At 57.7% G+C, this 25668-nt stretch carries 29 protein-coding genes and 1 pseudogene; 7 read left to right on the top strand and 23 right to left on the bottom strand.

Translation table 11 applies throughout. The annotated features are described in order from the left end of the window. Window position 1: 1 nt before the first annotated feature. The 4 genes from JH25_RS01395 to JH25_RS01410 are packed head-to-tail and all read right to left on the bottom strand — an operon-like array spanning window position 2 to window position 3867. Window positions 2–802, bottom strand: coding sequence for a carbohydrate ABC transporter permease (locus JH25_RS01395; protein ID WP_003232361.1), 801 nt, complete (start codon window positions 800–802; stop codon window positions 2–4). A gap of 10 nt (window positions 803–812) precedes the next feature. Next, window positions 813–1679: a carbohydrate ABC transporter permease gene (locus JH25_RS01400; RefSeq protein ID WP_005789024.1), complete on the bottom strand. Its 867-nt coding sequence runs from the start codon at window positions 1677–1679 to the stop codon at window positions 813–815. Next, window positions 1676–2773, bottom strand: coding sequence for an ABC transporter ATP-binding protein (locus JH25_RS01405; RefSeq protein ID WP_032880726.1), 1098 nt, complete (start codon window positions 2771–2773; stop codon window positions 1676–1678). Before JH25_RS01405 ends, JH25_RS01400 begins: the two co-directional genes overlap by 4 nt. Then, window positions 2773–3867: an ABC transporter ATP-binding protein gene (locus JH25_RS01410; protein WP_032880725.1), complete on the bottom strand. Its 1095-nt coding sequence runs from the start codon at window positions 3865–3867 to the stop codon at window positions 2773–2775. Before JH25_RS01410 ends, JH25_RS01405 begins: the two co-directional genes overlap by 1 nt. Window positions 3868–4218: 351 nt before the next feature. On the opposite strand from JH25_RS01410, the gene JH25_RS01415 reads away from it, so the two are divergent. After that, on the top strand, window positions 4219–6033 hold the full coding sequence (locus JH25_RS01415) for a sigma-54-dependent Fis family transcriptional regulator (RefSeq protein WP_032880724.1): 1815 nt from the start codon (window positions 4219–4221) through the stop codon (window positions 6031–6033). A 1-nt stretch (window position 6034) separates the two neighbouring features. Here the strand turns inward: JH25_RS01415 and JH25_RS01420 are convergent, their stop codons facing one another. The 4 genes from JH25_RS01420 to JH25_RS01435 form a co-directional block, all read right to left on the bottom strand. After that, window positions 6035–8152 carry a TonB-dependent receptor family protein gene (locus JH25_RS01420; protein ID WP_032880723.1) on the bottom strand — a complete coding sequence of 706 codons (2118 nt, stop codon included), beginning with the start codon at window positions 8150–8152 and terminating at the stop codon, window positions 6035–6037. Window positions 8153–8287: 135 nt separating this feature from the next. Next, window positions 8288–8557, bottom strand: coding sequence for a hypothetical protein (locus tag JH25_RS01425; RefSeq protein ID WP_050549417.1), 270 nt, complete (start codon window positions 8555–8557; stop codon window positions 8288–8290). A gap of 132 nt (window positions 8558–8689) precedes the next feature. Further along, window positions 8690–9430: a hypothetical protein gene (locus JH25_RS01430; protein ID WP_005789034.1), complete on the bottom strand. Its 741-nt coding sequence runs from the start codon at window positions 9428–9430 to the stop codon at window positions 8690–8692. A 152-nt stretch (window positions 9431–9582) separates the two neighbouring features. Continuing rightward, the gene (locus JH25_RS01435) at window positions 9583–9900 is read right to left on the bottom strand and encodes a hypothetical protein (protein WP_032880721.1); all 318 of its coding nucleotides are present in this window, start codon (window positions 9898–9900) and stop codon (window positions 9583–9585) included. A gap of 372 nt (window positions 9901–10272) precedes the next feature. Here JH25_RS01435 and JH25_RS29450 point away from each other — a divergent pair, with 372 nt between their 5' ends. Beyond that, the gene (locus tag JH25_RS29450) at window positions 10273–10512 is read left to right on the top strand and encodes a carbon storage regulator (RefSeq protein WP_223019100.1); all 240 of its coding nucleotides are present in this window, start codon (window positions 10273–10275) and stop codon (window positions 10510–10512) included. Between the two features lie 119 nt (window positions 10513–10631). Here the strand turns inward: JH25_RS29450 and JH25_RS01440 are convergent, their stop codons facing one another. Both JH25_RS01440 and JH25_RS29150 read right to left on the bottom strand, forming a co-directional pair. Then, the gene (locus JH25_RS01440; RefSeq protein WP_236648079.1) at window positions 10632–10922 is read right to left on the bottom strand and encodes a hypothetical protein; all 291 of its coding nucleotides are present in this window, start codon (window positions 10920–10922) and stop codon (window positions 10632–10634) included. Window positions 10923–11067: 145 nt separating this feature from the next. Then, window positions 11068–11175 (bottom strand): annotated as a pseudogene (locus JH25_RS29150) (VOC family protein); the annotation flags it as partial. Between the two features lie 599 nt (window positions 11176–11774). Between JH25_RS29150 and JH25_RS28420 the strand changes: the two are divergent. Then, window positions 11775–11951 (top strand): DUF3606 domain-containing protein, encoded by a 177-nt coding sequence (locus tag JH25_RS28420; RefSeq protein WP_065952667.1) that lies wholly within the window; start codon window positions 11775–11777, stop codon window positions 11949–11951. Window positions 11952–12058: 107 nt separating this feature from the next. Continuing rightward, the gene (locus JH25_RS01445; protein ID WP_032880719.1) at window positions 12059–12268 is read left to right on the top strand and encodes a hypothetical protein; all 210 of its coding nucleotides are present in this window, start codon (window positions 12059–12061) and stop codon (window positions 12266–12268) included. A gap of 3 nt (window positions 12269–12271) precedes the next feature. On the opposite strand, the gene umuC is transcribed toward JH25_RS01445, so the two are convergent. The 3 genes from umuC to JH25_RS01460 form a co-directional block, all read right to left on the bottom strand. Continuing rightward, window positions 12272–13546: a translesion error-prone DNA polymerase V subunit UmuC gene (gene umuC / locus JH25_RS01450; protein ID WP_032880718.1), complete on the bottom strand. Its 1275-nt coding sequence runs from the start codon at window positions 13544–13546 to the stop codon at window positions 12272–12274. After that, window positions 13539–13964, bottom strand: a complete 426-nt coding sequence (locus JH25_RS01455; protein WP_032880717.1) for a LexA family protein — start codon at window positions 13962–13964, stop codon at window positions 13539–13541. Before JH25_RS01455 ends, umuC begins: the two co-directional genes overlap by 8 nt. Before the next feature lie 96 nt (window positions 13965–14060). Then, the gene (locus JH25_RS01460; RefSeq protein ID WP_032880716.1) at window positions 14061–14270 is read right to left on the bottom strand and encodes a hypothetical protein; all 210 of its coding nucleotides are present in this window, start codon (window positions 14268–14270) and stop codon (window positions 14061–14063) included. Between the two features lie 83 nt (window positions 14271–14353). On the opposite strand from JH25_RS01460, the gene JH25_RS01465 reads away from it, so the two are divergent. Next, window positions 14354–15037, top strand: coding sequence for an SOS response-associated peptidase family protein (locus tag JH25_RS01465; protein WP_032880715.1), 684 nt, complete (start codon window positions 14354–14356; stop codon window positions 15035–15037). 237 nt (window positions 15038–15274) lie between these two features. Then, window positions 15275–15781, top strand: coding sequence for a YkgB family protein (locus JH25_RS01470; RefSeq protein WP_032880714.1), 507 nt, complete (start codon window positions 15275–15277; stop codon window positions 15779–15781). 71 nt (window positions 15782–15852) lie between these two features. Here JH25_RS01470 and JH25_RS28945 read toward each other — a convergent pair whose 3' ends face one another. From JH25_RS28945 to JH25_RS28820, 9 genes are all read right to left on the bottom strand, one after another. Further along, on the bottom strand, window positions 15853–16392 hold the full coding sequence (locus tag JH25_RS28945; RefSeq protein WP_050549416.1) for a lysis system i-spanin subunit Rz: 540 nt from the start codon (window positions 16390–16392) through the stop codon (window positions 15853–15855). After that, on the bottom strand, window positions 16389–16814 hold the full coding sequence (locus JH25_RS01475) for a structural protein (protein WP_032880713.1): 426 nt from the start codon (window positions 16812–16814) through the stop codon (window positions 16389–16391). The genes JH25_RS28945 and JH25_RS01475 overlap by 4 nt, the downstream gene beginning before the upstream one ends. Window positions 16815–16872: 58 nt before the next feature. Next, entirely contained in the window at window positions 16873–17235 is a 363-nt protein-coding gene (locus tag JH25_RS0127455) for a hypothetical protein (RefSeq protein WP_050549333.1), read from the bottom strand. Between the two features lie 2 nt (window positions 17236–17237). Further along, on the bottom strand, window positions 17238–17714 hold the full coding sequence (locus JH25_RS28825; protein ID WP_164699545.1) for a hypothetical protein: 477 nt from the start codon (window positions 17712–17714) through the stop codon (window positions 17238–17240). A 10-nt stretch (window positions 17715–17724) separates the two neighbouring features. After that, window positions 17725–18381 (bottom strand): hypothetical protein, encoded by a 657-nt coding sequence (locus JH25_RS01480; protein WP_032880712.1) that lies wholly within the window; start codon window positions 18379–18381, stop codon window positions 17725–17727. Window positions 18382–18706: 325 nt separating this feature from the next. Beyond that, complete coding sequence (gene gpJ / locus JH25_RS01485; protein ID WP_032880711.1) at window positions 18707–22531, bottom strand: TipJ family phage tail tip protein; 3825 nt, start codon at window positions 22529–22531, stop codon at window positions 18707–18709. A gap of 420 nt (window positions 22532–22951) precedes the next feature. Next, entirely contained in the window at window positions 22952–23539 is a 588-nt protein-coding gene (locus tag JH25_RS01490) for a tail assembly protein (RefSeq protein WP_032880710.1), read from the bottom strand. A 53-nt stretch (window positions 23540–23592) separates the two neighbouring features. Beyond that, window positions 23593–23937, bottom strand: a complete 345-nt coding sequence (locus tag JH25_RS01495) for a lipoprotein (protein ID WP_032880709.1) — start codon at window positions 23935–23937, stop codon at window positions 23593–23595. A 30-nt stretch (window positions 23938–23967) separates the two neighbouring features. Then, window positions 23968–24147, bottom strand: coding sequence for a hypothetical protein (locus JH25_RS28820; RefSeq protein ID WP_164699544.1), 180 nt, complete (start codon window positions 24145–24147; stop codon window positions 23968–23970). Window positions 24148–24317: 170 nt separating this feature from the next. Between JH25_RS28820 and JH25_RS0127450 the strand changes: the two genes are divergently transcribed. Next, window positions 24318–24917: a hypothetical protein gene (locus JH25_RS0127450; protein ID WP_050549415.1), complete on the top strand. Its 600-nt coding sequence runs from the start codon at window positions 24318–24320 to the stop codon at window positions 24915–24917. Here JH25_RS0127450 and JH25_RS01505 read toward each other — a convergent pair. Beyond that, entirely contained in the window at window positions 24893–25666 is a 774-nt protein-coding gene (locus JH25_RS01505; protein ID WP_032880707.1) for a C40 family peptidase, read from the bottom strand. The two genes, JH25_RS0127450 and JH25_RS01505, sit on opposite strands and share 25 nt — an antisense overlap. Window positions 25667–25668 lie beyond the last annotated feature (2 nt).

Below are 25668 nucleotides of genomic sequence, written 5' to 3'. Positions count from 1 at the left end.
TCTAGACCCGGCCCAGGGCAAAGCCCTTGGCCACGTGGTTGCGAACAAACCAGATCACCAACATGCCCGGGAGGATAGTCAATACCCCCGCTGCCGCCAGTACGCCCCAATCAATACCCGACGCAGAGACCGTGCGGGTCATTACCGCCGCGATGGGCTTGGCGTTGACCGAGGTCAGGGTGCGCGCCAGCAGCAGTTCGACCCAGGAAAACATAAAGCAGAAAAACGCCGTGACGCCGATGCCGGAGCCGATCAACGGAATAAAGATCTTCACGAAGAACTTGGGAAAACTATAGCCATCGATGTAGGCGGTTTCGTCGATTTCCTTGGGCACGCCGGACATGAAGCCTTCAAGGATCCACACCGCCAACGGCACGTTGAACAGGCAGTGAGCCAGGGCCACGGCGATGTGCGTATCGAACAGGCCGATAGAGGAATACAGCTGGAAAAACGGCAACAAAAACACCGCAGGTGGCGCCATGCGGTTGGTCAGCAGCCAGAAGAACAGGTGCTTGTCACCCAGGAAGCGGTAGCGCGAGAACGCATAGGCTGCCGGCAGCGCCACGCTCAGAGAGATCACCGTGTTCAGGCTCACGTAGTACAGCGAGTTGAGGTAGCCGGTGTACCAACTCGGGTCGGTGAAGATCACTTTGTAGTTGGCCAGGGTGAAATCCTGGGGAAACAGGGTCAGGCCGCCGAGGATTTCGGTGTTGCTCTTGAACGACATGTTCAGCAGCCAGTAGATCGGCACCAGCAGGAACAGGATATAAATCAGTAACGGAATAAGCTTGCGCTTGCTCATGTTGGCGGCCTCAGCGGTTGGCGTCGGAATGGGTCATGGCGGTGTAGAACAGCCAGGACACCAACAGGATGATCAGGAAATACACCAGCGAAAACGCCGCTGCCGGGCCCAGGTCGAATTGGCCTACGGCCATCTGGGTGAGCGTCTGACTCAAGAAGGTGGTGGCGTTCCCCGGCCCGCCCCCCGTTAGTACGAAAGGCTCGGTGTAGATCATGAAACTGTCCATGAAGCGCAGCATCACCGCGATCAACAGCACGCTTTTCATCTTCGGCAACTGGATATGTCGGAACACTGCCCAGGCCGATGCACGATCAATCCGCGCGGCCTGGTAGTAGACATCCGGAATGGCCCTTAAACCCGAGTAGCACAGCAGCGCCACCAACGAGGTCCAGTGCCACACATCCATCACCAGCACGGTGACCCAGGCGTCCATGGTGTTGGCCGCATAGTTGTAGCTGATGCCCATGGCGTTGAGGGTCGAACCCAGCAGGCCGATGTCGGCACGGCCAAAGATCTGCCAGATGGTGCCGACCACGTTCCATGGAATCAGCAGCGGAATGGCGAGGATAATCAGCACCAGCGATGACCAGCGTCCTTTGGTCGGCATGGTCAGGGCGATGGCAATGCCCAGCGGGATTTCAATCAGCAGCACACAGGCCGAGTAGATGAACTGGCGCAGCAACGAGTCGTGCAGGCGCGGATCAAGCAGCACCTGCTTGTACCAGTCGGCCCCGACGAAGTAGCGGCTGGACTGGTCGAAAATATCCTGCACCGAGTAATTGACCACGGTCATCATCGGGATCACCGCACTGAACGCCACCAGCAGGAACACCGGCAACACCAGCCACCAGGCCTTGTTGTTCTGCACCTTGTTCATGGCGCCACCTCCAGCAGGTAATCGTCGGCGTAAAGCATCAGCCATTGCGCGGGGAAGCTGATGGACGCCCTGCCCTCCGGCACCGGTTTGTCTTCGGCCAGACGCACTTTGAGCGTGGCGCCGTCGAGGTTGAGGGTCATGATCTTGTAGGTGCCCAAGTCCTCCACATGCGTGACGTCGGCTTGCAGGGCGTCAGGGTTGTGGTCATCCCATACATGGATAAATTCCGGGCGGATGCCAACCTGGAGTTTTTTGCAGTCGGTCGCATGGATACGTTGCTGCAACGCGTCGGACAACGGCAGCAGTGTGTTGGCAAAGCCTACGCCGCCAGGCTTGGCCTGCACTTCGATCAGATTCATCCCAGGGCTGCCGATGAAATAGCCGACAAAGGTATGACTCGGCCGCTCGAACAATTCACGCGGGGTGCCGAACTGCACAATCTGCCCGCCGTACATCACCGCGATCTTGTCGGCGAAGGTGGAGGCTTCCAGTTGATCATGGGTGACGTAGACCATAGTGATATTGAACTGCTCATGAATCTGCTTGAGCTTGCGCCGCAGTTTCCATTTCAGGTGCGGGTCGATCACCGTCAGCGGCTCGTCGAACAGGATCGCCGACACGTCATCGCGCACCAGGCCACGGCCCATGGAGACTTTCTGTTTTTCGTCGGCGGTGAGGTTGCGGGCCTTTTTGCTCAGCAGGGTTTCCAGGTCCAGCACTTCGGCAATTTCCTGCACCTTGCTGTGGATTTTCGCCTCGGCCATGCCCTGGTTTCGCAGCGGGAAGGCCAGGTTGTCGAACACCGTCATGGTGTCGTACACCACCGGGAACTGGAACACCTGGGCGATATTGCGTTTCTCCGGCGTGAGGTCGTTGACCACCTGGGTATCGAACAGCACCTGGCCTTCAGAGGGGCTGAGCAGGCCGGAGATGATATTGAGCAGCGTGGACTTGCCGCAGCCCGAAGGCCCGAGCAACGCGTAGGCACCGCCCTGCTCCCACACATGGTTCATTTCCCGAATGGCGTAGTCGTCAGGCCCTTTTGGCGTGGGGCTATAGCTATGGGCAAGGTTACGCAAATGGATCTCGGCCATCAGGCAACCCTCGCAACACGGCGCCCGGGGGCCTGGACCAAACGGCCCTGGCCATCGAACACAAACAGTTTATGGGTGGGGATATACACGCGGATCGGCGCGTCCACATCGTACTCATGCACCCCCGGCAGGTGCAGCACCAGCAGGAAGTGCTCGCTGCGCACATGCAGGAAGGTTTCCGAGCCGCTGATCTCGGCGACTTCCACGGTCACCGCCAACTCCAGGTCATCGTCATTGCTCGGTACCAGGCTGATATGGCTGGGACGCACGCCGAAACGGAACTCGCCCTCGCCGATGGGGCGCAGGTCGACGTTGAGTGGGAAATGCACGAAATTGGCGAAGCTCACTTCGTTGCCGCTGATGCGCCCTGGCATCAGATTGATCGGCGGTTCGGAGAACAGCTCAGCGGCCAGCACGGTTTGCGGCTGGTGATAGACCTCGGCGGCCCTGCCGCTCTGGATCACCCGGCCTTCGTGAAGAATGGTGGTGGTGCCACCCAGGGCCAGAGCCTCGTTGGGTTCGGTGGTGGCGTAAATGGCGATGGTGTGGCGCGCCTTGAACAGTTCGCGCATTTCCTGACGCAGCTCTTCGCGCAGTTTGTAGTCCAGGTTCACCAGGGGCTCATCGAACAGAATCAGTTCGGCGTCTTTGACCAGGGCGCGGGCCATGGCGGTGCGCTGCTGCTGGCCACCGGACAGTTCCAGCGGGTGGCGTTGCAGGAACTTCTCGATGCGCAGCATCCTGGCGGTTTCCAGCACCTTGCTCTGGATCAGCTCGTTGGACACACCGGCCTGGCGCAACGGCGAGGCGATGTTCTCGAATACGGTCATGGTGGGATAGTTGATGAACTGCTGGTAGACCATCGACACATTGCGCAGGCGTACCGGCTTTTGCGTAACGTCTACGCCGTTCATCAGGATGCGGCCGCTGTCGGGCTTGTCCAGACCGGCCATCAGGCGCATCAGACTGGTTTTGCCGGACAGGGTGCGACCGAGCAAGACGTTGAAAGAGCCGGCTTCAAAACGCAGGTTGGCGTCGTCGATCCAGGTTTGGCCGTCGACAACGCGGGAGACATGTTCCAGGGTCAATGACATGACACGACCTTTTTATTATTGGAATGAATCTGGCCAGGTGTCAGAGCGAGTTTCGTGCCAAAACTGCAAGCGCTTGATGCGTAAGGGAATGGGTTAATGGTGATGTTCAGGAGTGAACAAAGTGGCTGAACAACTGAACACTTTCGGGGTTGACAATGAACAGTTCTGAACAACACTCTCATGACCAACACAAGATAAAAATGTGGGAGGGGGCTTGCTCCCGATAGCGGTGTGTCAGTGAAAAAATGCTGACTGACACACCGCTATCGGGAGCAAGCCCCCTCCCACACTTGAACCCATTTCAATGGTTGAATGTGCACATCCAATAACAATAAAAATGAAGGTCGCACCATGGCCGAACCACTGGCACACGACACCCTTATCCAGGAATCCTGGCGCCGTTGCCGCGCCTTCGGCCTGGACCACCAGAGCACGCCAAGCTTTGACCAACTGCCCGCCGAAGGCATCAGTCAACTCCTGGAAAGCCAGCATTCACTGGTGCAGACCACGCACCAGGAAGTACTGCCCTACTACGAGAACATCCTCAGCAACTCCAACTGCCTGATCATGCTGGCTGACAATCAGGGCCAGGTCCTGACGTCGTGGGGCACCCAGCGGTTTATCGAACCCAAGCTGGCCCGTGGCTTCAGCCCCGGCGCCAGCTGGATGGAACGTGCCAGCGGCACCAATGCCATCGGCACCGCACTGGCCTGCGCCCAGGCTGTGCATATCGAGCACGATGAACACTTCCTCAAGGCCAACCGTTTCATGACCGGTTCAGCGGCGCCTATCTTCGACGCCCAGCGCGAAATCATCGCGGTGCTGGATGTGTCCAGCGACAGCTACCTGCCGCCCTCCCATACCCTGGGCATGGTCAAGATGATGAGTCAGACCGTGGAAAACCGGCTGATCCTCAACCTGTTCCGTGGCGAACATTTCCAACTGACCTTCAACACCGGCTTGAGCAACCTCGACAGCCAGTGGGCCGGCCTGCTGATCTTTGATGAAAGCGGCCAGGTACTATCAGCCAATCGGCGTGCGGATAACCTGCTGGGCATCAGCCTGTCGCGGGTGATGATCGACAGTCTGTTCAAGGTGTCGCTGCTGGAGTTGCTCAACCAGCCCGAAGGGTTGCCCTTTGCGTTGCAGGCGGCTGGGCGCAACCGCTTCCAGTGCCTGTTGAAGCGACCCAGGCAGATGCCAGTGCAGGCCCGGGTGTTCAGCCAACCGCCGCCAGCGCTGCCCTCGATCAACCTCAAGACCCTGCACTTTGGCGATGTGCGCATGGAGAAAGCGGTGCGCCAGGCCGAACGCCTGCTGGAAAAGGACATTCCATTGCTGATTCACGGCGAGACTGGGGTGGGCAAAGAGGTGTTCGTCAAAGCCCTGCATCAGGCCAGCTCGCGCAGCCGACAGGCATTGATCGCTGTGAACTGTGCGGCGATTCCCGCTGAGCTGGTGGAATCGGAACTGTTCGGCTACGAAAAAGGCGCCTTCACCGGCGCCAATCAGAAAGGCAGCATTGGCCTGATTCGCAAGGCGGACAAGGGCACGCTGTTTCTCGACGAGATCGGTGATATGCCCTTGCCGACCCAGGCCCGCCTGTTGCGGGTGTTGCAGGAGCGCTGTGTGCAACCGGTGGGCAGCAGTGAGGTGTTCCCGGTGGATTTGCGCATCATCTCGGCGACCAACCGCGCACTGCGCGAGCTGGTGCAGGCCGGGCGCTTTCGCGAGGATTTGTACTACCGCATCGGTGGCCTGACCCTGGAGTTGCCGCCATTGCGCGAGCGCACCGACAAGCAAGCGTTATTCCAGCAACTGTGGCAGCAACATCGCGAGCCGAACCAGTGGGCCGGGCTGAGTGCCGAGGTGCTGGGCTTATTCGAGCAACATCCGTGGCCGGGCAATTTGCGTCAGGTGAGCAGCGTGTTACAGGTGGCGCTGGCGATGGCCGAGGAGCAGCCGATCCGCGCAGAACATCTGCCCGATGATTTTTTTACCGATTTGAAGCAAACGGCGCCGCTGCCCACCTGCGAGCGCCTGGATGAAAACCTTGACCTCAACCAACGCCTGCAAGCCGTGGGCGGCAATATTTCCCACCTTGCGCGGGAGTTGGGAGTGAGCCGCAACACCCTGTACAAGCGCCTGCGCCAGCACGAAGGTTGATTTAACGCCAGCTCCACGACACGCCGGTGTAGATACCCCGCCCATCGGCAGGGGTAGAACGTGCTGCGTCCACGCCTTTGTCGTCGTACCCCGGCGTAACGGTATTGGCATAGCGACGGTTGGTCAGGTTGCGCAGATCGACCCAGGCTTGCCAGTCTTGCTTGGGCGCGTCATAGCCGAACGTGGCGCCGAGGGTGGTGTAGGCCGCGGCGTAGTAGGAGTTGGCGTAGTCCACCGCTACCCGCGAGGCATGTTCGGTGTTGAGGCTGGTGTAGAAACCCGTCGGGTGGCTGTAGCGCACCTGCGCCTGATAGTAATGCTTGGGGATGCCGGGCAAGGTGTTGTCGCCGAAACGGTCATCGTCACGGTAGTGGAAGTCGCTGAAGGTATAGGCCTGGCGCAGGTCGAGCTTGCCGTTGCGGCCGCCGTCCCATAGCGGGCTGAGCAGGCTCAGTTCCACGCCCTGGTGCATGGTGGGGCTGGCGTTGGATTCGGCGATGATCGCGCTGCTGTTGGCAGTCTGGGCCTGGGTTTCCACGGAAAGCAGTTCGTGGCGTACTTCAGAGCGGTAGAGGGCCAGGTCCCACTGGCCGAGCCACGCTTCGCCGCGCCCGCCGATTTCCAGGGTGGTGGCGGTCTGATTGCGTAACTTCACACCTTCGCGCTGTAGCCCCGTAGCCGCGCCGCTGCCCGGACCGAAGTATTTGTTGGAACCCCAGATCATCGACCAGGCGTGCGGCGGTTCTACCGAGCGGCTCAGGTTGGCGTATACCTGCAATTGCGGGGTGAAGTCGTAACGCAGACCGATGCGCGGTGCGTAATCCCAGTCATGTTGACTGAGCGGCGCCTGGCCATCGGGGTAAGTCACCTGGGTTTCGCGGCGGGTGTAGATCGCGGCAAGGCCGGTGGTGAGCCACAGATCCTCCAGCAGTTCCAGCTCATTGCCTACATGCAGCACGGTGTCGGAGCCCAGGTAGCTGTAGTCGCGGGTTTTGGTGCCGGGGGCATAAATGGCGGTGTTGCCTGCGGGGATGCGTACATATTCCGACGCGCCGTTATTGGGCATCGCCTGGGTGGTACGCAGGCCGAAGGTGGTTTTGCTGGCATGGCCGAACAGGCTGTCCTGACGGATGTAGTTCAGGGTGCCGCTGATATCGGTGTAGGCGACCTTGAGGCGGTTGGTGCCCTCGCGCAGATCCATCGGGTAGTCGTGATAGGCCAGCCCGACTTCCACTCGGGCGTTGTCGTCCAGTTGCAAGGTGGTCTTGTTGGCGATCCAGGTAGAGCCCGGTTGCAGGCGTTTTGAATCGCGGGCGGCGTTGAGGCTGTTGGCGGCACGCGGGTCATGGCTGATCTGGTAGCGCGTGAGCTTGCCGGGGGAATCGTTGGTGGTTTCGCGGTAGCGCAGGTAGAAGCGCGTTTCCAGGTCCGGGTTGAAGCGGTAGCCAAAGTTGGCGGCGATGCCCTTGCCGGTTCCCGCGCTTTGGTGCTGGTAGCCGTCGGACTCGGAATCGGTGAGGCTGATGTAGTAATCGGCATCCCCCAGCACCTGGCCGGAACTGACCTCCCGCTGAGCATAGCCGCGGCTACCGACCTCATAGCGCACTTGCAGCTTGGGCGCGTCGTAGCCGGTGTGGGTCACGTAATTGACCGAACCGCCCAGGGCCAACGCGCCCTGATCGAAGCCATTGGCGCCCCGCAGCACTTCCACGCGGCTTTGCCACAGCGGGTCCTTGAGCTCATAAGGTGTACCGCCCGGGCCCGTGAGCGGCAGACCGTCGAACATTTCATACAGGCCGGACGCGTGGGCACCCGGGCTGCGGTTCAGGCCCGAACCGCGAATGGACAGCTTCACGCCTTCGTTATTCGCCGCCTTGGCGTACACCCCGGCCTGGTACTTGAACACATCCTCGTTACTGCTCACCCGCCCCTGTTGCACGCTGCTCATATCGATGTAATTGCTGCCGCCGGGCACGCGCTGTAGCTGTGCCTGGGCAATTTCGCCGGCACTGGCTTCAGTGGTGGTGACTTCGACTGGCGCCAGTTGCAGGCCTTCGGCCTGTACCAGCGAGCTGAGAGTCAGGGCGGCAAAAAGAAAGGGCGGGTGGCGCAGCAGCATTGGGGCGGGTCCTTGGGATTACGGAACGTGGCAGGCCAGGCCCACCACGCGAACAGTGATGGGAAGGCAGGCACGCCCGTCAGGTCACGCCTTATTGACGAACCATGACCCTGGCAAAACAGTACCAGACAGGTTTCAGCCGTCCGGCTTCGCCAATTCCCGCATCAGATCATCCGCATCGGAACCCGGCGCAAAGCGGAAACCGTACATTTCATCGGTAGCCAGAATCTCGTCCAGGGCATCCAGCAACTGGGCTTGCGAGGGTGAGTTGCGCAGCAGCGTGTGCGCCGGCAACAGCAACTCGGCAGAGACGCCCTGAGCAGTCGCGGCGTCGATGACCGCGAACAGGATAAACCGCAAACGTATTTCGCGATCCGTGGGCCAAACCGTTTTTCGTTTACCCAAGGGAGGGCCTCGTGTTTAAGAAAAATCCGAGGCTATTGCTCGCAGGCAAGCGTTTCAAGCAGCGAGAGGCAAGATAGGCACCTTCCTACAGCAGAAAGGGAAACACCCCACTGATTGTTCGATGGATGCGCCTCACTGCACCGGCAGGAAGTTCATCAGCAATAAACTTTGCGCGTAATTGAGGCCAATGCGTCGGTAACGCTCATCGAGGATTTGGGTAAGTAAGTCCAGGCGCGCAACGATCTTGCCAAACTCAACGGCAAAACTGAGGTTACTGCCCTCCTCCGATATTTCATTGGAGAACAACAGCAATACACCGTTGGCATCCTGGCGCTGGCTGAGCAGCCAAGTGGCCTTTTCGATATTGCGCGCCGCATTGCTGACAAACTGCGGGTTGATCGAGTCGGTCACATAAAACTGCGTACGCCCGCCGTGGGCGGTCACGAGCATACTGCCAATCGCGTAGATAAACGCGCCGACACGGTCGCCACGAAAGTCGGGGCTCAGGGAGTAGCTCAGGGCGGCCAGATCACGCCGGTCTCCCAGTGCGGGCAAGGGTTGACGGTTTTCGATGGCCTGGCGAATGACCCGGGCGGCGCTCACCGCATCCGGATAGCCCGACTGACGCCACTGGCTGGGATTGCGCAGGTAAAGCTTGCTCATCAGCAGGTAGAGGCTTTGCAGGTTGTCGCGCATCCCCAGGGTGGCCATGCGATCGACACTGGTCTGGAAGAACTCATCGGGCTTGCCATCGCTGAATTGCCTGGCGATATCGCGGCCTTGTTGCTGGCTGCAACCCACTGCGCAGAGCGCGAGCAGCGCAGCCAGCAACAGCGGCCATAGAGAGGTAAAAACAGTTGACGTTCGATCCATCGGCACCGGGTCTGATTCTGTGGGCCACGTGCGGGAGTCGAGTGGCCGGGACAGGGGTAGATCAGCAAAATGGAAAAAAGTGCAGCGGTGCGGGTCAGATAAGCATGGGACTACAGGCGCTGATCTGACCCGGCACTTGATGGCCGGATGCGCTAAAGCACTATCGTGGCAAGCATCCCCAAGGCGCCCAGGCAAAACCCGACCAACGCGCCGCGCCCAGGCGCTTCATGAAACAGCGACCAAACCACTACAGGCTCAAGCAGCAACAAGGACGTGACCGAGACCACGGTGACAATCCAGATATCACCCACCGCCTTGTACCCCAGCCAATAAGCGCCCAGCAGGCAAAGCCCGGCAAAACACATCACCACGACGGGCAGCACAAACGTCGCCCAGGAGCCGCTGCCGGTGTGGGCCAGCCTGGCGGTTACCACCTCGCTGTAGATTGCACAAAACTCCCCGATCACCATCAACCCTAGAGCAAAAACTCCGAGTAGTTCTTTGGACATATCAAAAACTCCTTCGTATTCAGCGCAGTGTTTTTCAGCTCCCAGCCAGCGACGCTGACATCTAGGGAGGCGTTGGCTTGATACGAAATGCTTTTGAAAAGACCTGAATTATCGAAGTACTTGTCCACGCTCATATCCTTCAAAGGGGGTCGAGGCTCAGCGCCTCTTTGGTGAGTGCGAGCTGATCATAGAGAGACCGTGCCGCCATTCACAATGATCGAATGCCGATATTGAACGGTAAAAGCAGAGCCCCTCCCGGTTAGTGAGAGAAAAATTAAATAAGGATTTTCGCTGGAAAAATAAGAAAGGTCTTACATCTTTAGCGCTGATTTCATGCAATTAATCCCATATATTCAAGGAGCTAACCAGAAAGGATACCCATTGCTAGTTGTCACCAGAACACCCAATAAACGCCTATACATCGGCGACGAAATCCAAATCAAAGTGATCAAGGCTGAAGGCGACACTGTGTGTCTAGGAATCATTGCACCGAAACACATCTTGATTATTCGATCAGAACAAGACGAAAGAGCCTTGGATGACGCGCCTATACCTTCCGATGCACTGGAATAGGCAAGGTGCCCATGAGCATGATCGTAGTCATGGGCTGGTAATTGATGGCGAGTGCTGCCATGAGATTTTCTCTGGAAAAAAAGCCCGCCGAAACGAGCCTTGAGTAAATGGCGGATCGTTTAAAGACAGCTTTGCAGTGCCGCCAGTCTTTTGTTGGCGATCCAGTTGCCAACCACCACATAATATTTGGCCTCCGAGCCGGCCCCTTGAGGCTGAATATCGACGAAATATTGGGAGCCTTCTGTAAAGACCGTATATCCATTATCGCGTCCAGGCTGAAGCGTTGCGCCAGGAGTACCCCCGAAGATGGGCTGGTTTTGCCATTCGTAATGAACACATTTAGCCAGCGCTGCGTCGGACTTCTTCGAGGTCAAGACTTTGTATGGTCCCTCTTGGCGAGCCTCGTTCATCGTTGGCGCCATACACCCCGCTAGCATCGCCACCGCGGCGGCCACTATCAAAATCCGCATGTCATTCCCTTTTTAGTTTGGCGGGACTGTAGCACTGAGAGGGCTGGATGCAAAAAACCCAGCTCGGGACTGGACTGGCAAAGGTTTATGCCTGCGCACTCCAGACCGCCAACTCATAACCATCCGGGTCAATGAAGTGAAACCTTTTGCCTCCAGGAAAAGAGAGAATCTCCCGGCTTAATAGACATCCAGCATGGATGGAGTACCAGTAAAGTGGGAGCGGCTCGGCGTGATCTGTGCGCCCTGGCTGCATGACTGATTGAGCAATTGCGTTGTCGAACTGTTTGAAGCAGCGACGATCTACCGACGTAGCGGTTTACCGTCGTTCCGAGGAGAGTATGAAGCCTACGCGCTGACCGGGGTAAGCAATAGGTTGCGGAAACCGCCAGAAATGATGCGGAAACGATCAGGCTTTAGAGCTTCTGCCTATCCAAAACCCGAAAACGCAAAAGCCCCACTTTCGCGGGGCTTTTGTATGAATCTTGGCGGGAAACCAGGGATTCGAACCCTGGAGACGCTATTAACGTCCGCCGGTTTTCAAGACCGCTATGCAAATGCAAGCGGGCTGCGGCCTTGAATGTCTTAGGCGTTCCATTACTCGTCTTCACCGAGCAAGCTACAGGCCGCATTCTACAAGGGGTGCGATTTTAGTTTTGGAACTCTTTTCACCCTTCTCCCGGCGTCCTGCCGAACGAATATCCCACCTTTTATTCAGACCAAACCACCGTCCTGTACTAACGTTCTATCGAGATAGGCTTGGGCGCTTCCAAGCCATCCCGCAAGGAGCTAATTATGTCTGACGATTTGAAAAACCGTGGCCCGCAGGATCGTGCTCGAGTAAACACCTCGGAAGCTTGGGAGGTGAAGCATTGGACCAAAGAGTTTGGTGTAACTGAGCAACAGCTCAAAGATGCAGTGAAAGCTGTTGGTCCAATGGTTGACGACGTACGCAAGAAACTCGGTAAGTGAAGAGTGGTAACGCCCCGCGTTCTAGCGGGGCTGTTTCCTGAACCTCATTGTCGTTATTGCGCTGCCAGCACTCCCTGCTACGCTGTTTACCTCACGGAGAACTAGCCATGCCCAATTCCGATTTGATCCCTTCCCTGCTTTCCAAACTCTACGAAAACCAACTCGCACTTGAGGCGTCCATCATGGAATTATCCAACTGGGTGGAGCAGCGTGGCTCTGCCGAGATAGCGGATAATGTTCGTGGCGCCCTTCAAGCCATCGACGATAACGAGGAGTTCATCAAACTGACTCTGGCGGTACTGATGAGTCCTGAATAACAGCTACTTGCAGGCTACGGCCCAAAGCTGGTCCAGCTTGGTGGTGTAACTCTGGCTCATCATCTCCCGACGCATACCCCAGTCAGGATTGGTGGGCACGCTAGCAGAACGAAGCGTTCCCCTACCCCACCTCTCGTTGATCTGATCAAGGACGGTCATGACCTGGGTTGCCTCGGTCGGCTGCGATATTGCAAAAAGATCATCGGTGTATTCGCCTGGCTGACACAGGCTGAGCAGCATCACTTCGGCCTTGCTGTATTTGAAACCCGGCCGAAAAATCCTGTCGAGCGCATCGACAGCGGCTTTCGTGAGCAGGCGCACGTCATCGGTGGGGTATGGCATATCCACCACCACGCCGTTGGCGTACTTCGCCTCCTCCGGATTGAACATGCCTGTGCGGATGCAGACGCGGACCTTTTTGCAAAGTGAGTTTTGGGCGCGGAGCTTCTCTGACGCCCGCATCATGTAGGTGGCCACCGCTTCCTTGATCGGCGGCAGATCGGTCAGCCGTTTGCCGAACATCCGACTGCAACAGATTTCCTGCTTTGGTGGGTCGGGCTCATCAAGCTCCAGGCACGACGTGCCGGCCAGTTCACGCGCCGTCTTCTCGATCACTACGCTGAATTTCTTGCGCAGCGTCCAATGATCCGCCTTGGCGAGGTCCATCGCTGATTTTATGCCCATAGCGTCGAGATGGAGTTTCATTTTGCGGCCCACGCCCCACACTTCGCAGACGTCAGTATTACGCAGCACCCAGTCGCGCTTGACCGGATCGGTGATGTTCACCACGCCACCGGTCTGAGCTTGCAGTCGCTTTGCCGTGTGATTGGCCAGCTTGGCTAAGGTCTTGGTGCTCGCTATTCCAACTCCCACCGGTATGCCAGTGCAGCGCAACACCCGCGCCCGGATCTGACGCCCCAAAGCATCCAGCTCGGGAATACCCGACAGGTCAGCAAACGCCTCATCGATACTGTAAATCTCAACGGCAGGAACCATCGATTCGATCAGGGTCATCACTCGCTCGCTCATGTCGCCATAGAGCGCGTAGTTGGATGAAAAAGGAACAATGCCATGCTGCTTCAGCTTGTGTTTGATCTGGAAATACGGCTCGCCCATCTTGATAAAAGGCTTGGCGTCGTAGCTGCGGGCAATGACGCACCCATCGTTATTGCTCAGTACGACGATAGGCACCTTTGCCAGATCCGGACGAAATACCCGTTCGCAGCTTGCATAGAAACTGTTGCAGTCAATCAGCGCGAAGACCGGCGCATTACACATGACTACGCACCGTGCTCGTGATCACGCCCCAGATCGATAGCTCGTCCCCCTCCAATACATACCGCGCTGGATATTTCGGATTCTCCGACAGAAGAATGACCTCTTTCCCACGCTTGCACAGTCGCTTACAGACGGGATCATTATTCAAGAGAGCGACAACGATGTGCCCGTGGACCGGCTCAATTGACCGGTCCACAACGGCCAAGTCTCCCTCAAAAATTCCCGCCCCTTGCATACTTTCGCCAGTAATCGCGATGAGATAGACATGCGGCGCCCTGATATTTAGGACCTCATCCAATGAGATGTGCTGCTCGATGTGATCGGCCGCCGGCGATGGAAAGCCGGCGGGCACCCGAAAAGAGCAAAAGGGCAGCTTCGTGCCACCCTCGGCGATAGGACCTAAAATTGAGAAGCTCATGACGCAGCCTTTTACAGATACTGTACGAATGTACAGTTAATAGCGCAGATGGCTTGCGGTCAATTTGGTGTAAGAGATATCTGACAAGCGGCCGCGTCAGACCAATTCATCTGCGTATGCGGCGACTGCCTCTTCCGTCAGCTCCCGCCACTCAGACTCATCTATCAGGCCCTGCTGCTTCAAGTCATCCGCCAGGGCCAGCCGTGATTCGTAGCGCTCCTCAGGTGTCGCCGATATGAATGCGGGATCATTGCGGAGTGCAAACCACGCCTCCATTGCGTTCACCTGTTCAATATTGGTCGCCATGACGAATACCTCGGGCCAGTGTCTACAGTGTAGAGATTGGCCGGGGACCGGCTGTTCATCGGCGCCGACGAGCGGAGATGCTTATGTGCGGGAGACTTTCACAGTACCGGGGAATCCACGACTTCGTTGCAGCGCTGAGTATGCCCAATGCGCTTGCGAACTCCGTGGGCGATCAGCCAATTGAACGGTACAACGTGGCACCGACAACCGCGGTTGCACTGCTGCATCTGCAGGGCGAGTTGCTCCACGCAGATCCGGTACGCTGGGGATGGCGGCCGCACTGGGCGAAAGACCGGGCGGCACCTATCAACGCCCGCGTGGAAAAAGTGGCGCATGGTCCGTTCTTCAGGGCGATCTGGCCGCACCGGGCGATCACGCCAATCGATAACTGGTTTGAGTGGGTAGACGAAGGTGGGCCCAAGAAGCAGCCCTACCTGATCCGCCGGCGGGATGGCGCACCAATATACTGTGCCGCTATCGGCCAACTACCTGACGCAGATGAAGGCCCGGACGAGCACGACGGCTTCGTCATCATCACAGCCGACAGCGCCGGGGGCATGGTGGACATTCACGACCGGAGGCCCGTGGTGCTGACGCCGGACCTGGCCCGGGAATGGTTGGATCCAGCCACGCCCAAGGAGCGAGCCGAGCAGATGGTGCTGCACCAGGGGGAACCTTCTGAGGTGTTCGAGTGGTTCAAGGTCGATACTGCTGTCGGCAACGTGCGCAACAAGGGCCCTGAGCTGATTCAACCGATCAGCGCATAATAGCCCCGACGTACGCCTGGCACGCCCGCAGCGCTCTACCTGCCTAGTATCACAATCTTCAGCTCTCCCACTCCCATCCGGATCGCCAAACCTAGCCATGAGCGACCTTGTCACAAGAGAGAGGTTTTAGCTCTGTTTAGTAGGGGCCAGTCCAGAAAGAAAAAATTCAACATATTTGTAACGCTTGATATCGAGCAGGCTCTGTAGGCATACCATTACCCTGAAAGCGGAAATTTTATGCACGCAATAACTCACTCGCGCTGGATTAATACAAATTTTGAAGTGGAGCTGATGCGCTGGGCTCTGATCTTGATTTTTCTACTGTTTGGCTACACCAAATGGTTTCCATACGAGGCGCAAGGATTAATACCGCTCCTTTCAAACAGCCCATTACTGTCATGGATGCATACGCTATTCGGTATTCAGGGAGCCAGTTATGCCTTGGGTGTCGCCGAGTGGGGCATCGGTCTTGGGCTTATCCTGGGCATCTGGTCGCCCCGAATTACATTGGTGGCGGCCCTGGGATCAGCAATCACCTATCTCACCACCATTACTCTGATCATATCGACGCCCGGCGGCTGGGAAGCTTCGGCAGGCGGATTTCCAGCAATGGGCGGACATACATCGTTTTTGGTTAAAGATGTGGTTCTGTTGGCTGGCTCGATCTTTCTGGCTAAGCATGCGTTTCTTACGGTCACCAAAGAACAGGTGAGAGATACCCGCGAAACTCTGATTTCGCCATAACGGGATTTTCCATTACGAGCTCCAGATTACGGGATTCAGTCCAGCAGGCCCATCCAGAGTAGCCGCGGGACCTATTCCGTTTTCCCTACATGGATTGAGGTCTGCGGACAGAACGCCCTCACGTGCCTTTGCAACGCCCTCAAGGCTGCTTGATCAGCAATGATCCCGGCGCGGATATCGAAAACAACTCGTCCAGCAATTGAAGTGAGTTCGACGGTTCCTGCATTGCCCAGGCTGGTGGCGCGGGTGGAACTGGGCACGTTGCCGCTATCGGCACGACAACTTCCCGCGATGCGCAACCGGCGAGCAGAATCATCAGCAGCGCGGCGGAGCCTTTCATTTTCAGCGAGATCATTGGCTTTCTCCTTGGTTGCCTTGGCGTCGAGGTCGGCCCTGGCCTGCTCGGCGACCTGTTGCTTTTCCAGTACATGGCGGGTCTGGGCGTTTGCGGCATTACTGATCGCGGCAAGGTCATCCCCGTGCAGGACGGCCTGCTGGGCGAGCTTCTTGCCCAAGCGCCAGTCCTGGACCTGCCACGCGACGCCAGCAGAACCCGCCATAAGCAGCAGGATCAGCACCAACAGGCCGGCCAGCCTCTGTACCGGCGTCATGCCAGCGCCCGCCGCACGCCTTCGGCCAACACCGCATCAGGGTAGGCATAGCCGGAGTTCTCGTGATGGATGATGGCTTTGACAAAGCCAGCCATAACCACTGGCTTGACCAGGTCGACCTCGGCGCCAGGCCGGGTGCCGGTGTTAGCTTCAACCGCGCGCACGTACGCCGCAGTATCGTTCTCTACCGACGGCGCCCACCGGCTGATGATCGCCTTCACAGTTTTCAGGCCATGTTTGCGCTGATAAGTCAGCAGCAGCTTGCCCAGGGCGCGGATACCATTCTCGGGCGTATCGAACCTGGCGAAGCGCTTCTCTAACGCAGGGTCTGGCTTCAGCTGGCCCTGCCACTGGTTGGCCGGGTTGTAATCAATGTTGCCGGGGTTGTTGTTTCGTACCCCGCGGGGTTCGGTCGTCGGCATGGTTTCCTCCAGGCGAAAAAAAGCCCGCTCATGGCGGGCATCGGTGTTCGGGCGACTATCAGGCGTCAGTGACCACTTCCGGTTCAGCTACAGGTTGAGGCATTTGCACCACGGGCGCATCCGGCACCAGGATGTGCAAAGTAATCATGTGCTTGAGATCATACGGTTGACCGTCCTTGGTAACCGTTACGGTCAGAAGATTGTCAGAGAAATCCGTTTCAACATCAGCTCTCCAATCAACCTGGTTCACGGTATAGCCCCAGCCGTCATCCACTGGGGGGAATGGGACCATCCCCAGGCAGCCAGTGATTTGATAAACGCCCGTGGATAATCGAGCCGACGTGACGACGGTATTACCCTGCGTCACGAAGTCGTAGGTTGCGCCCGTTGCGCCCAGCACGTTGATAGCCGCTCTTGTCATGATCAGATCGCCTTTAGAGTGCCATCGGAGGCACGAGTAGTGTTTTTATTGGTGTAAACAATGTTCCAAGCTCCAGGAGAACCAGTAGAACTATATTGTCTAAATGCAAATGTTGGCGCATCAATACTGTTTGCAGTGAGTACGATCTCGCTGTAGTAGTTGCCACCTAAATTCTGCGTGATTCGCACGCCGCCGCTGCCTGCCGCAGGGGATTGATTTCCATCAGTGCCATGAGAGCTGAAACCTACATACGGAGAAAAGCTAGTAACAGGAGCGGCTGCCGCACCAACCCCAAACGCCCCAACTTGCATTACATTCCCAGGTGCAGTTCCGACATTCGCATTGGATGCGGTACCAAGCTGTGCGTTTCTTGCATATAACTCAGCTGTCATAGCGTTAATCTTTACCGCACCACCGCGAGTTGTATCACCGCCAGCCCCCGTAGGCGCGACACCTATGTTTATTTCTTGACGTGCCATTATCCATCCCTCAAATAATTGGTTTTGCAAATACGACCGGATTGTACAAGGTGGTTGATAGGTCAACGCCGACTGCTTGGATTAAAAGCCTGTCGTTGTTGTATTCCCATATCGCATACATATTACCTTGCCTGGACGTTAGCCCAGCCACATCCATGGCGATGTTGTTTAGCAGCATGTAATCACCGCCGGCCAAACTAGATGGGGCCGTCCATGACAGGCGTGATTGGCCCTGACCCGTGGATACGGACCCTAGGTAAGTCCAACTCGTAATGGTTCTGGTGAACTGAGCACAAGGCGTGCCGTTGTCAAAAAGAAGCTTCCCAGTCGCATCCCACAAGCGGAATCCATAAATTGCGGTAGGCTCGGACTTGAACGCGGCCGCAAACCACTTACCAGATGTAGCCTGACCGACAACGCCAACAAAGGAGAAGCCGGTCCAGGCTCCTGCTGACCCTCGCACCAAGCAGAAACAAAACCAGTTAGACTGGTCAGGCCTAACAAAAACCAGTGGAGGCTCATCTGTCGTGATTGTTCTTGCGAAGTTAACCACGACGCCCGACCCAGTACCGTTCCAGGTTCCTTTATCCAGCGTTGTCAGCCTTGAGAATTCAGAGTCAATAACTACAACATCTGACCCATTTTTAAACATCATTCCATAAGACATTACCTGTACCTCATTACAAGTAACCTTTGAGTTGATGTTCCTAGCGGTCCACTCGCGCTTTGCCTATTACCGAACCAAACCCGTACAACTCCACTTAGGATTTCTGGTATATAACCAATCGCGCTATTGAACTGCCCTCCAGTGTCATACGGAGCTACAGGCACGCAAACCGCTGAATACTTTGTAGGTTCAACCCCAGGAATTGATATATCAACGAACCTGCCAGCGCTCTTTGGCACCAAGGCAGAATACGTAACCCCCACGGTAAATGAGGTCTCATCAAGCTCCAGTACTCCAGTAGGACCCCACACCCTCGCGCCGAAACTCATGCGTTAAGATCTCCCCATTGAAAGCGCTTAATTCCGCCGGCATCGAATACCTTGCCGCCAGCATTGTTTATTACTTGGCGCGCCTGCCCAGTTCCCAGCGCGCTATTGATTTCAAAGGTCCCGTCGAAGAACAGCTTCCAGCCAGCCTTGCCTGGGTCATAGTTGTTCGACTGGATGTAGTTACCGATCTTGGCGTTGGTGATAGTGCCGTCCTGGATGAACGCGGCCTTAATGAAGGTCTGCCCACCCTGGACTGCGAACGGCACCGATCCGGCCTGGCCAATGGCGAACCTATCGGCGTCGATAATGAACTGCGACTGCAACCCGCCAGGCCCATTCTCCAGCCCAAGCCCGATACCGGCGTACTTGTAGAGGCCAGTGGCGGTCTCGTACTGCATCCGCACCGACCAGTTCGCAGTGACCTTGCCATCGACCGTTTGAATGGCCGTGGCGTTGGTCTGGATCGCGAGAGTGTTGCCGCCAACCGTCGCTTGAACCGTGTCGATTCGTTGGCCAAGCGCCTGGTCGGCATTCGTCCTTGCCACGATTTCGCCCTGGACTGCTGCGGCATTGCTTGCAGTCTGTGCCGTGACGGTGTCGATCCGAGTGGATAGAGCACCGTCGGCGTTGATGCGCGCCGTTTGCTCGGAAACAACCGCGGCGGCGTTGGTTGCTACTTTCACTTCCACTGTGTCGGTTCGCTGCCCCTGCACCAGGTCACCCTCGATCAGGGCGGACTGAACAGACCAGACGCCGACATAGCTTTCGTCCGAGCCGATCAGGGCAGTGTCATCACCCTGAAGCGGTGGGTTGACCTGCAAGTAAATGCCGTCAACCCGTTGCGCCGTGGTGGTGACCTTGCCATCGAGCGTGGTTACCGTGGCCTTGAGGGTGCTTAACCCGCTGGCTGTGGCATTCACGCCGGTGACAGGGTCGTTGACAGTGACCTTCACCGCATTGAGCTGCGAAGCCTGGGCGGTGATGTCCTGGCCGTGCTGCGTAATGGTCGCGCTGTTTTGCTGTACCTGGGTGGCCAACGCATCTACCGTCTGGGCTACAGTGCCGATATCGGTCCAGTAGGTCGCGTTCGGTGGAGGATTATTCGCCGGTACCGGGCCTTTCGCCTGATACAGGTGCTGACCCATGCGGACTATTTCGTTGAGCGCGTATGCCTTCGCTGGGTCGTACTCAAGCGCGTCGACGATCTGATCGATCAATCCTTCCAGTTCGTCCTTGGCCGCTTCGATACGACCGTTGACCGAGCCTGGTCCATTTCCGTCGATAAGGTCGATGCGGTCCTTGAGCAATTGCCCAAGGGAGGTTTCGTCGATCTGCCCCTTGATCTGCTCAAGAATCGGCCCAGCATCCGAACTGGCCTGACCCATCACCCCATTCACCACCGGATAGAACGGCCCGATGTTGCCGGTTCGATCCACCAGGCGCGCCCAGAAGAACAGCGTTGCACCCGCCAGCAGTGACTGCATACGGTAGTCGGCCTGCGGGTATGCCAGGTCGGCCAGCTTCGTCGCGGCCTGCAGGTTGTTCGCCGGACCGTACCAAAGCTCGGTTCGCTGGGTATCCTCGGCGCCAGCAGGGAAGCCCCACTTGATGCCGATGCCGAACAGCTCGCTGGTGGTGGTCAGGAACGACACCGCCGGCGGCAGACCTGTCTTGCCTTCCAGGTTGGTCAGGTTGGAGCTTTTCCAGATCGACGAAATTTCGAACGCGCTTACCGAACGCACACGGGCCAGGTAAGCGCCCGAGTAGATGCCAGTGACGTCGACGCTCGTTGAGCCAGTACGCTGCACCTTGATCCAGTTGCCGCTGTCCTTGCGCCACTCCACGTCATAGGCGACGGCGCCAGCGACGGCTGGCCACGAGATGTTCATGGTACTGATGGCAATGCCCTGGTTCACCGCGTAGCTCGACGTCAGCGTGACGCTGTCCGGCGGCGGTACCACGGTGATCGGGATAACACTGATCGGGCGTTCTTCCAGGCGTGCACCCGTATCGATGTGCGCAAACTTGCTCGGGTCGTACTGTACGGCCGAGATTTCGAACACGCCAGGCTCTGGCCGCGCAACGCTGACCACCCGGTAAAGCGGGACGGCCAAGTCATCAGCATCCAGTGCCCACACAAGTTCCGGCTCAGGCGTCACTGAGTAGGCCACGGTGACCGTGACCTGCCGCCCACTGACCACTTCCACGGTACGCCCCTCGCACTTGCCGTCAGGCAGGTTGAGGATCAGTCGGTCGCCGGGCTTGGCCTGGGTGTCGCGGTCCAGCTTGATGACCTTGCCGTTTACAGCTGAGATACGGCCGCCAATGGCACGGCCGGCCAGCAGTTCGTCAGCGATCGGGATCACGTAGCCAGGCAGCGGAATACGGCCATCCAGGCCAACCTTGAAGGTTACGGCCCGATCCTTGGAGTTGGTCAGCAGCGCCCACTTGCCGCGGCGCTGGGCCTCGGATTCGCGGGTGCAGCCGATAGCGCTGATCACCAGCGGATTGTCGCCGTAGCGCCGCTGCAGCTTCTGATCGGTCACCGCGGTGACGTCAGTGTCGTAGTTGTTCAGCGGGTTGTCGTAGCTGACCAGCGCCCGGGTAAAGCGTGTGCGCTCTGACGCGCTGGAATAGGTGAACTTGCCGTCGATGACGTTTGCCCGGGTGTAGGCAAAGTCGAAGTCCGTTGCCCGCGGCATATCCGAGAGAGTGAACACCTGGCCCTGGGCCCAGTAGGTCATGCCTCGGTAGATCGCCGAGATATCGCGCAGCAGTGACCATGCATCGGCTTTGCTCTGCAGGTTCAAGTTGCAGATGAAGCGCGGTTCCTGGCCACCCTTCCCGTCCGGCACAAGCTGGTCGCAGTATTGCGAAATCCGGTACAGCTCCCACTTGTCTACCATCCAGGGCTTGATACGGCGACCCAGGCCGAAGCGGTCGGCCGTAGTGATGTCGTAGGTCATCCAGACAGCGTTGTCGGTCCAGGCCTGTTTGAAGGTGCCGTCCCAAACGCCCAAGTAAGTCCGAGACACAGGGTCGTAGTTGCTCGGCACCTGCATTTTTTTCAGCTTGGTCTCGACCGTCACGGCCGGGATGCTGCGGAACTGCTCAGCGGAAAACTCGATGTAGAGCAGCGCCGTGTTTGGGTAGCGGATCTTCGCGTCGATCACCTCGGTAAAACCGGCGATCTGCATGGTGTCCGAGATTTTGTTGTTGTTCTGGTTTGGTGTGATGCGGGTGATGCGCATCAACCATCCGGTCGTGGCTTTGGGTAAATCGATACGGCGAGTGCGCTCGTACACGCTGGTGGTCTTGCCATCTACAGCCTCGCTCAGCACCGGCTGATAGGCGCCCCCATCAGTGGCCAGCTCAACCTTGTATTCAATACGGTACCCGTTGATGTTGCCCCCGGCGTCCACGGACTGGAGCGCCGGCCAGGCGAAGCGTACGCGCACAGCGGAAAGCTGGGTGTTATTGATCGCCCTGACCCAGGGTGTACCGCTGCGCAGCTCGGTGCTGATGGTGGTCTCGTTCTCGACCGACGGGATCCCCTGGATATAGGTCTGGTCCACTGCGCCGGTGCGCCACTCCCACTTCACGTTCGGGAAGTTCATGTTCCCTTGAGGGTCTTGCAGCGGAGTGTTATCGAGGTAGATATCCCTGGCCGTTGGCGTCCCTTCGAATTCACCTTCGCCCACGGCTATCAGCATTTTGGCGACGGCAACCGAGCGCAGACTGTCCGGGGCTTCTGTCGGCGTTTTTGGCTTCTCTTCGCCGCCCTTCGCGCCGTGGATGTCAATCTTGTGTGCTGCGCCCATGCTTTCCTCCAGGCAATAAAAAACCGCCTCTTGGGCGGCGTATGACTATCAACTGGCTTCCCTAAAGGATCTTGTCCCAAGGGATATGTCCAGACAGGTATCCAAGCGCAAATACAAGCGCCACGCTGCAAAGAAGAACAAACCGCCAGGCTGGCATCTTCGTCGCCATGTCTCGTACCTCTCGTATGATTTTGCTATAGTCCAATGATCTTCTTCTCCATACCTGACTTATGGGGCGGGATATAAAAACCCCCGGCACGCTGCAAACGTCCGGGGGTTTTGCTTTTCTGGCCCGGCGATCTGCTGATCATCTGCGGCTCAGGGTGTCGGTTTCCCGACTATTTGATGTGTCCCGGTTGTAGTGGGTGATTCTGCATCCCCGCCAGATCCAAGACTTTTAATCAAGTTTAAAGAAACAGGTTACATCTGGTCCTCGGCGTAGATCGCGGCGCTGATGATTGCCCCGCCCACGCGGCGCTTACCGTAGCAAAGCGGTACCGGGTTACCCGACGCCGTGGTGTTCTTGGCGCTACCGAACGCGTAGCCCGGTGTGTTCTCGGGCGCCGCGCTGGTCTTGAGGCCGCCGGCCTGGGGGCTGAGCATTTGGATCACGCCACCGGCGACCAGTCCGATGCCCGCCGGAGCGAGATAAGGCGCGGTGACCGGGAATACGTAGGAGATGGCTAGCAGCACCACGCCGACAATCGTTTGAAGTATCCCGCCTCGCTTGCTTCCTGTAATGACTGGGGCGATTCGGATATCACCCTCGCCGCTGTAGCCGAGCTCCCCGGCTCCGATGTTCTTTCTTCCCCTGAAAACAGCGAATTCAATCCCCCTCGACTTCGCGTTTGACAAAAATCGCTCAAAGCCAGGAATTTGCACGCAAAGCGCCTTGATTGCCTCTCCTGGCGTTCTAACCGATAACTTGAAGGACTTTCCAAACTGACGTAGTTGACCAAAAAGCAGGACCGTGGTGAGAGGCTGATATTCGATTGCGAGAGCGGCCATTAAAAACTCCAGGCGTAAAAAACCGCCCGTAGGCGGCTTGATGTAGTTGTTCGTTAAAGGCAGTCGCGGACGGCCTTTTCAATGGCTGATCGACCGTAGCCGGACGCCCAGGACAATCGCTGATACAGTGCAACGCTGCTGCCATTCGAGGACCGATTAACCTCAAGAAGCTCCTCAGCCGTCGAGTCTGTTGCAACGATAAGCCTGTAGCCGTTTTCGGTTTCAGTCATCGTGGCGCCCGAGCGAGCATCCTGCCATTTCGGCATGACGCAAAGCGCGTATTGCTTCGGTGCCTTACTCGACGAGGCGCTGATGGTCGCCTTTCCGCTTTTGAGATCGCCGGGCGTGGTGCACCCCGCCAGCATCGCCACCGCCACCGCCGCTATCAAAATCCGCATGTCGTTCCCTCTTTGGTTTGGCGCGCTAGATTACTTAACAGGAGTTTCAACCATTGCAACCACGGGCCCAGACCAGTGTGCGGCAATAAACGCCTGTCTTTCCTCTTCTGTCTTGAAGGAAAGCCCCTTCATAGGAGTGCCATCAGGAGCGAAAGGAAACGGCTGGCCGGTAAAGGGGTTCACAATTACAAATTCATCATCTTTGCTCACGCGCCACCTCAAGTTCTGAATATTGGCCGCTGATAGTGCCCGCAAAACCCAAAAATACAAAATTCCCGCATACGCACCTGGCCGGGCATCCAGCGTGTATGGAATGCCAGTGGCGGCTAATCCGGAAGCGATAGTAGCCTCCGCCAACTCAAAGTTGGCCAGGAGGCCCTATGTCCTCGCTCTTGTTCTACACGGATGAAAACGAAGCAATCGTAGCCACGGATACGCTTTTACATTATTCCGTCGACACGCCCCCAGGGTTCGCCAGCAAAGCTATCTCGATCCCGCACATCCGTATGATCATTGCCGGCACCGGATCGGCCCTGCTTTTCAGCCGATGGATCGGCCTTGTGAATAACCAAGGTTTTGCCCTCGATGTAGATGCGGTCGATGCTCATGCGCCCCAAGAGCTTCAGACCCTCTGGAGCGAATTGAATCGACATGCCCCCGCCCTCAAGAATCAGACTGCAACGATCTATCACTTCGGGATTTCCGACAATTCTGGAAAGATCCATGGCTTCGTTTACCGTTCAGTGTCGGACTTCAAATCCGAGCTTTTAGATTATGGGCTCGGGGTAAAGCCAGAGCTCATGGACAAGGCGGGAATCGACCTAAATTCGTACCCTGCGTGTGCCCCCGACATGATGCGCGCTCAGTCACGTCAGGAAGAAAAAAAGACCCAGGGCCGCGTTTATATAGGCGGGTCGGTGCAAGTCACCCATTTAACCAAGCACGGGTTTTCCATTTACTCATTAGGCGATCTTGACTGAGTGTCTTTGTGCCTGAGGATCAGGCGCGTCCGATCATGCCAGGGGCCGCCAAACACGATGATCTCGGAAGGCCTCCCGTAAAGGTGGTGCAGCAGGAATGGGCCGGGGCCGAAGGTGCCCGTCTCTTCCCCTGGTAGCGCCGGATCGGTGCCCAGGTAAATCCCGGCGTGGTTCGGGTGCACCGTCCGACCAACCTGCATAACGATCATGTCGCCGCGCTGAGGGCTGTCTACGCGCACGAAGCCTGCCGCCTCGTAGTTCGCCTCGTACAAGCTGGTGTTCTCGGCGCCCTCCCACCAGCCATCGGTGCGCTGGAAGGCTTCGAACTCGAGCCCCCACTCGCGCAGGTACCAATCTGCACAGACCTGCCAGCAGTCCCAAGCGCCGTGCACGAACGGACGCTTGAGCAACGGCGTGCTGCCCGTTGGCGTGATCGTGCGCAGGTCGCCCTCGGGCCAGGACAAAATGTGCCAGGGCAGCGCCGTGGATTCGCACATGGCCAGGTCGTGCGGTGAGGGCCGACTGGTGGCGTCCGGATGGGAGTGGACGATGCCGATCACCTCGCCCAGGTCTTCCGCAGCGGCGTAGTCCTCTGCATCAAGCCTGAACTCTTCGTTCGGCTCCGTGGCGATGTTCTGGCAGGGGAAGTACTTCTGCGCGCGGCCCATGGCAAGCAGCAAACCGCAGCACTCTTTCGGGTACTCGGCGGCGGCGTGCGCCTGGATCGCCGCAACGATGTGCTTGCGCATGG

The organism is Pseudomonas sp. BRG-100, from assembly GCF_000737955.1.
GTDB classification, from domain to species: Bacteria; Pseudomonadota; Gammaproteobacteria; order Pseudomonadales; family Pseudomonadaceae; genus Aquipseudomonas; species Aquipseudomonas synxantha_A.
This window is presented reverse-complemented; position numbering and strand designations above follow the sequence as displayed.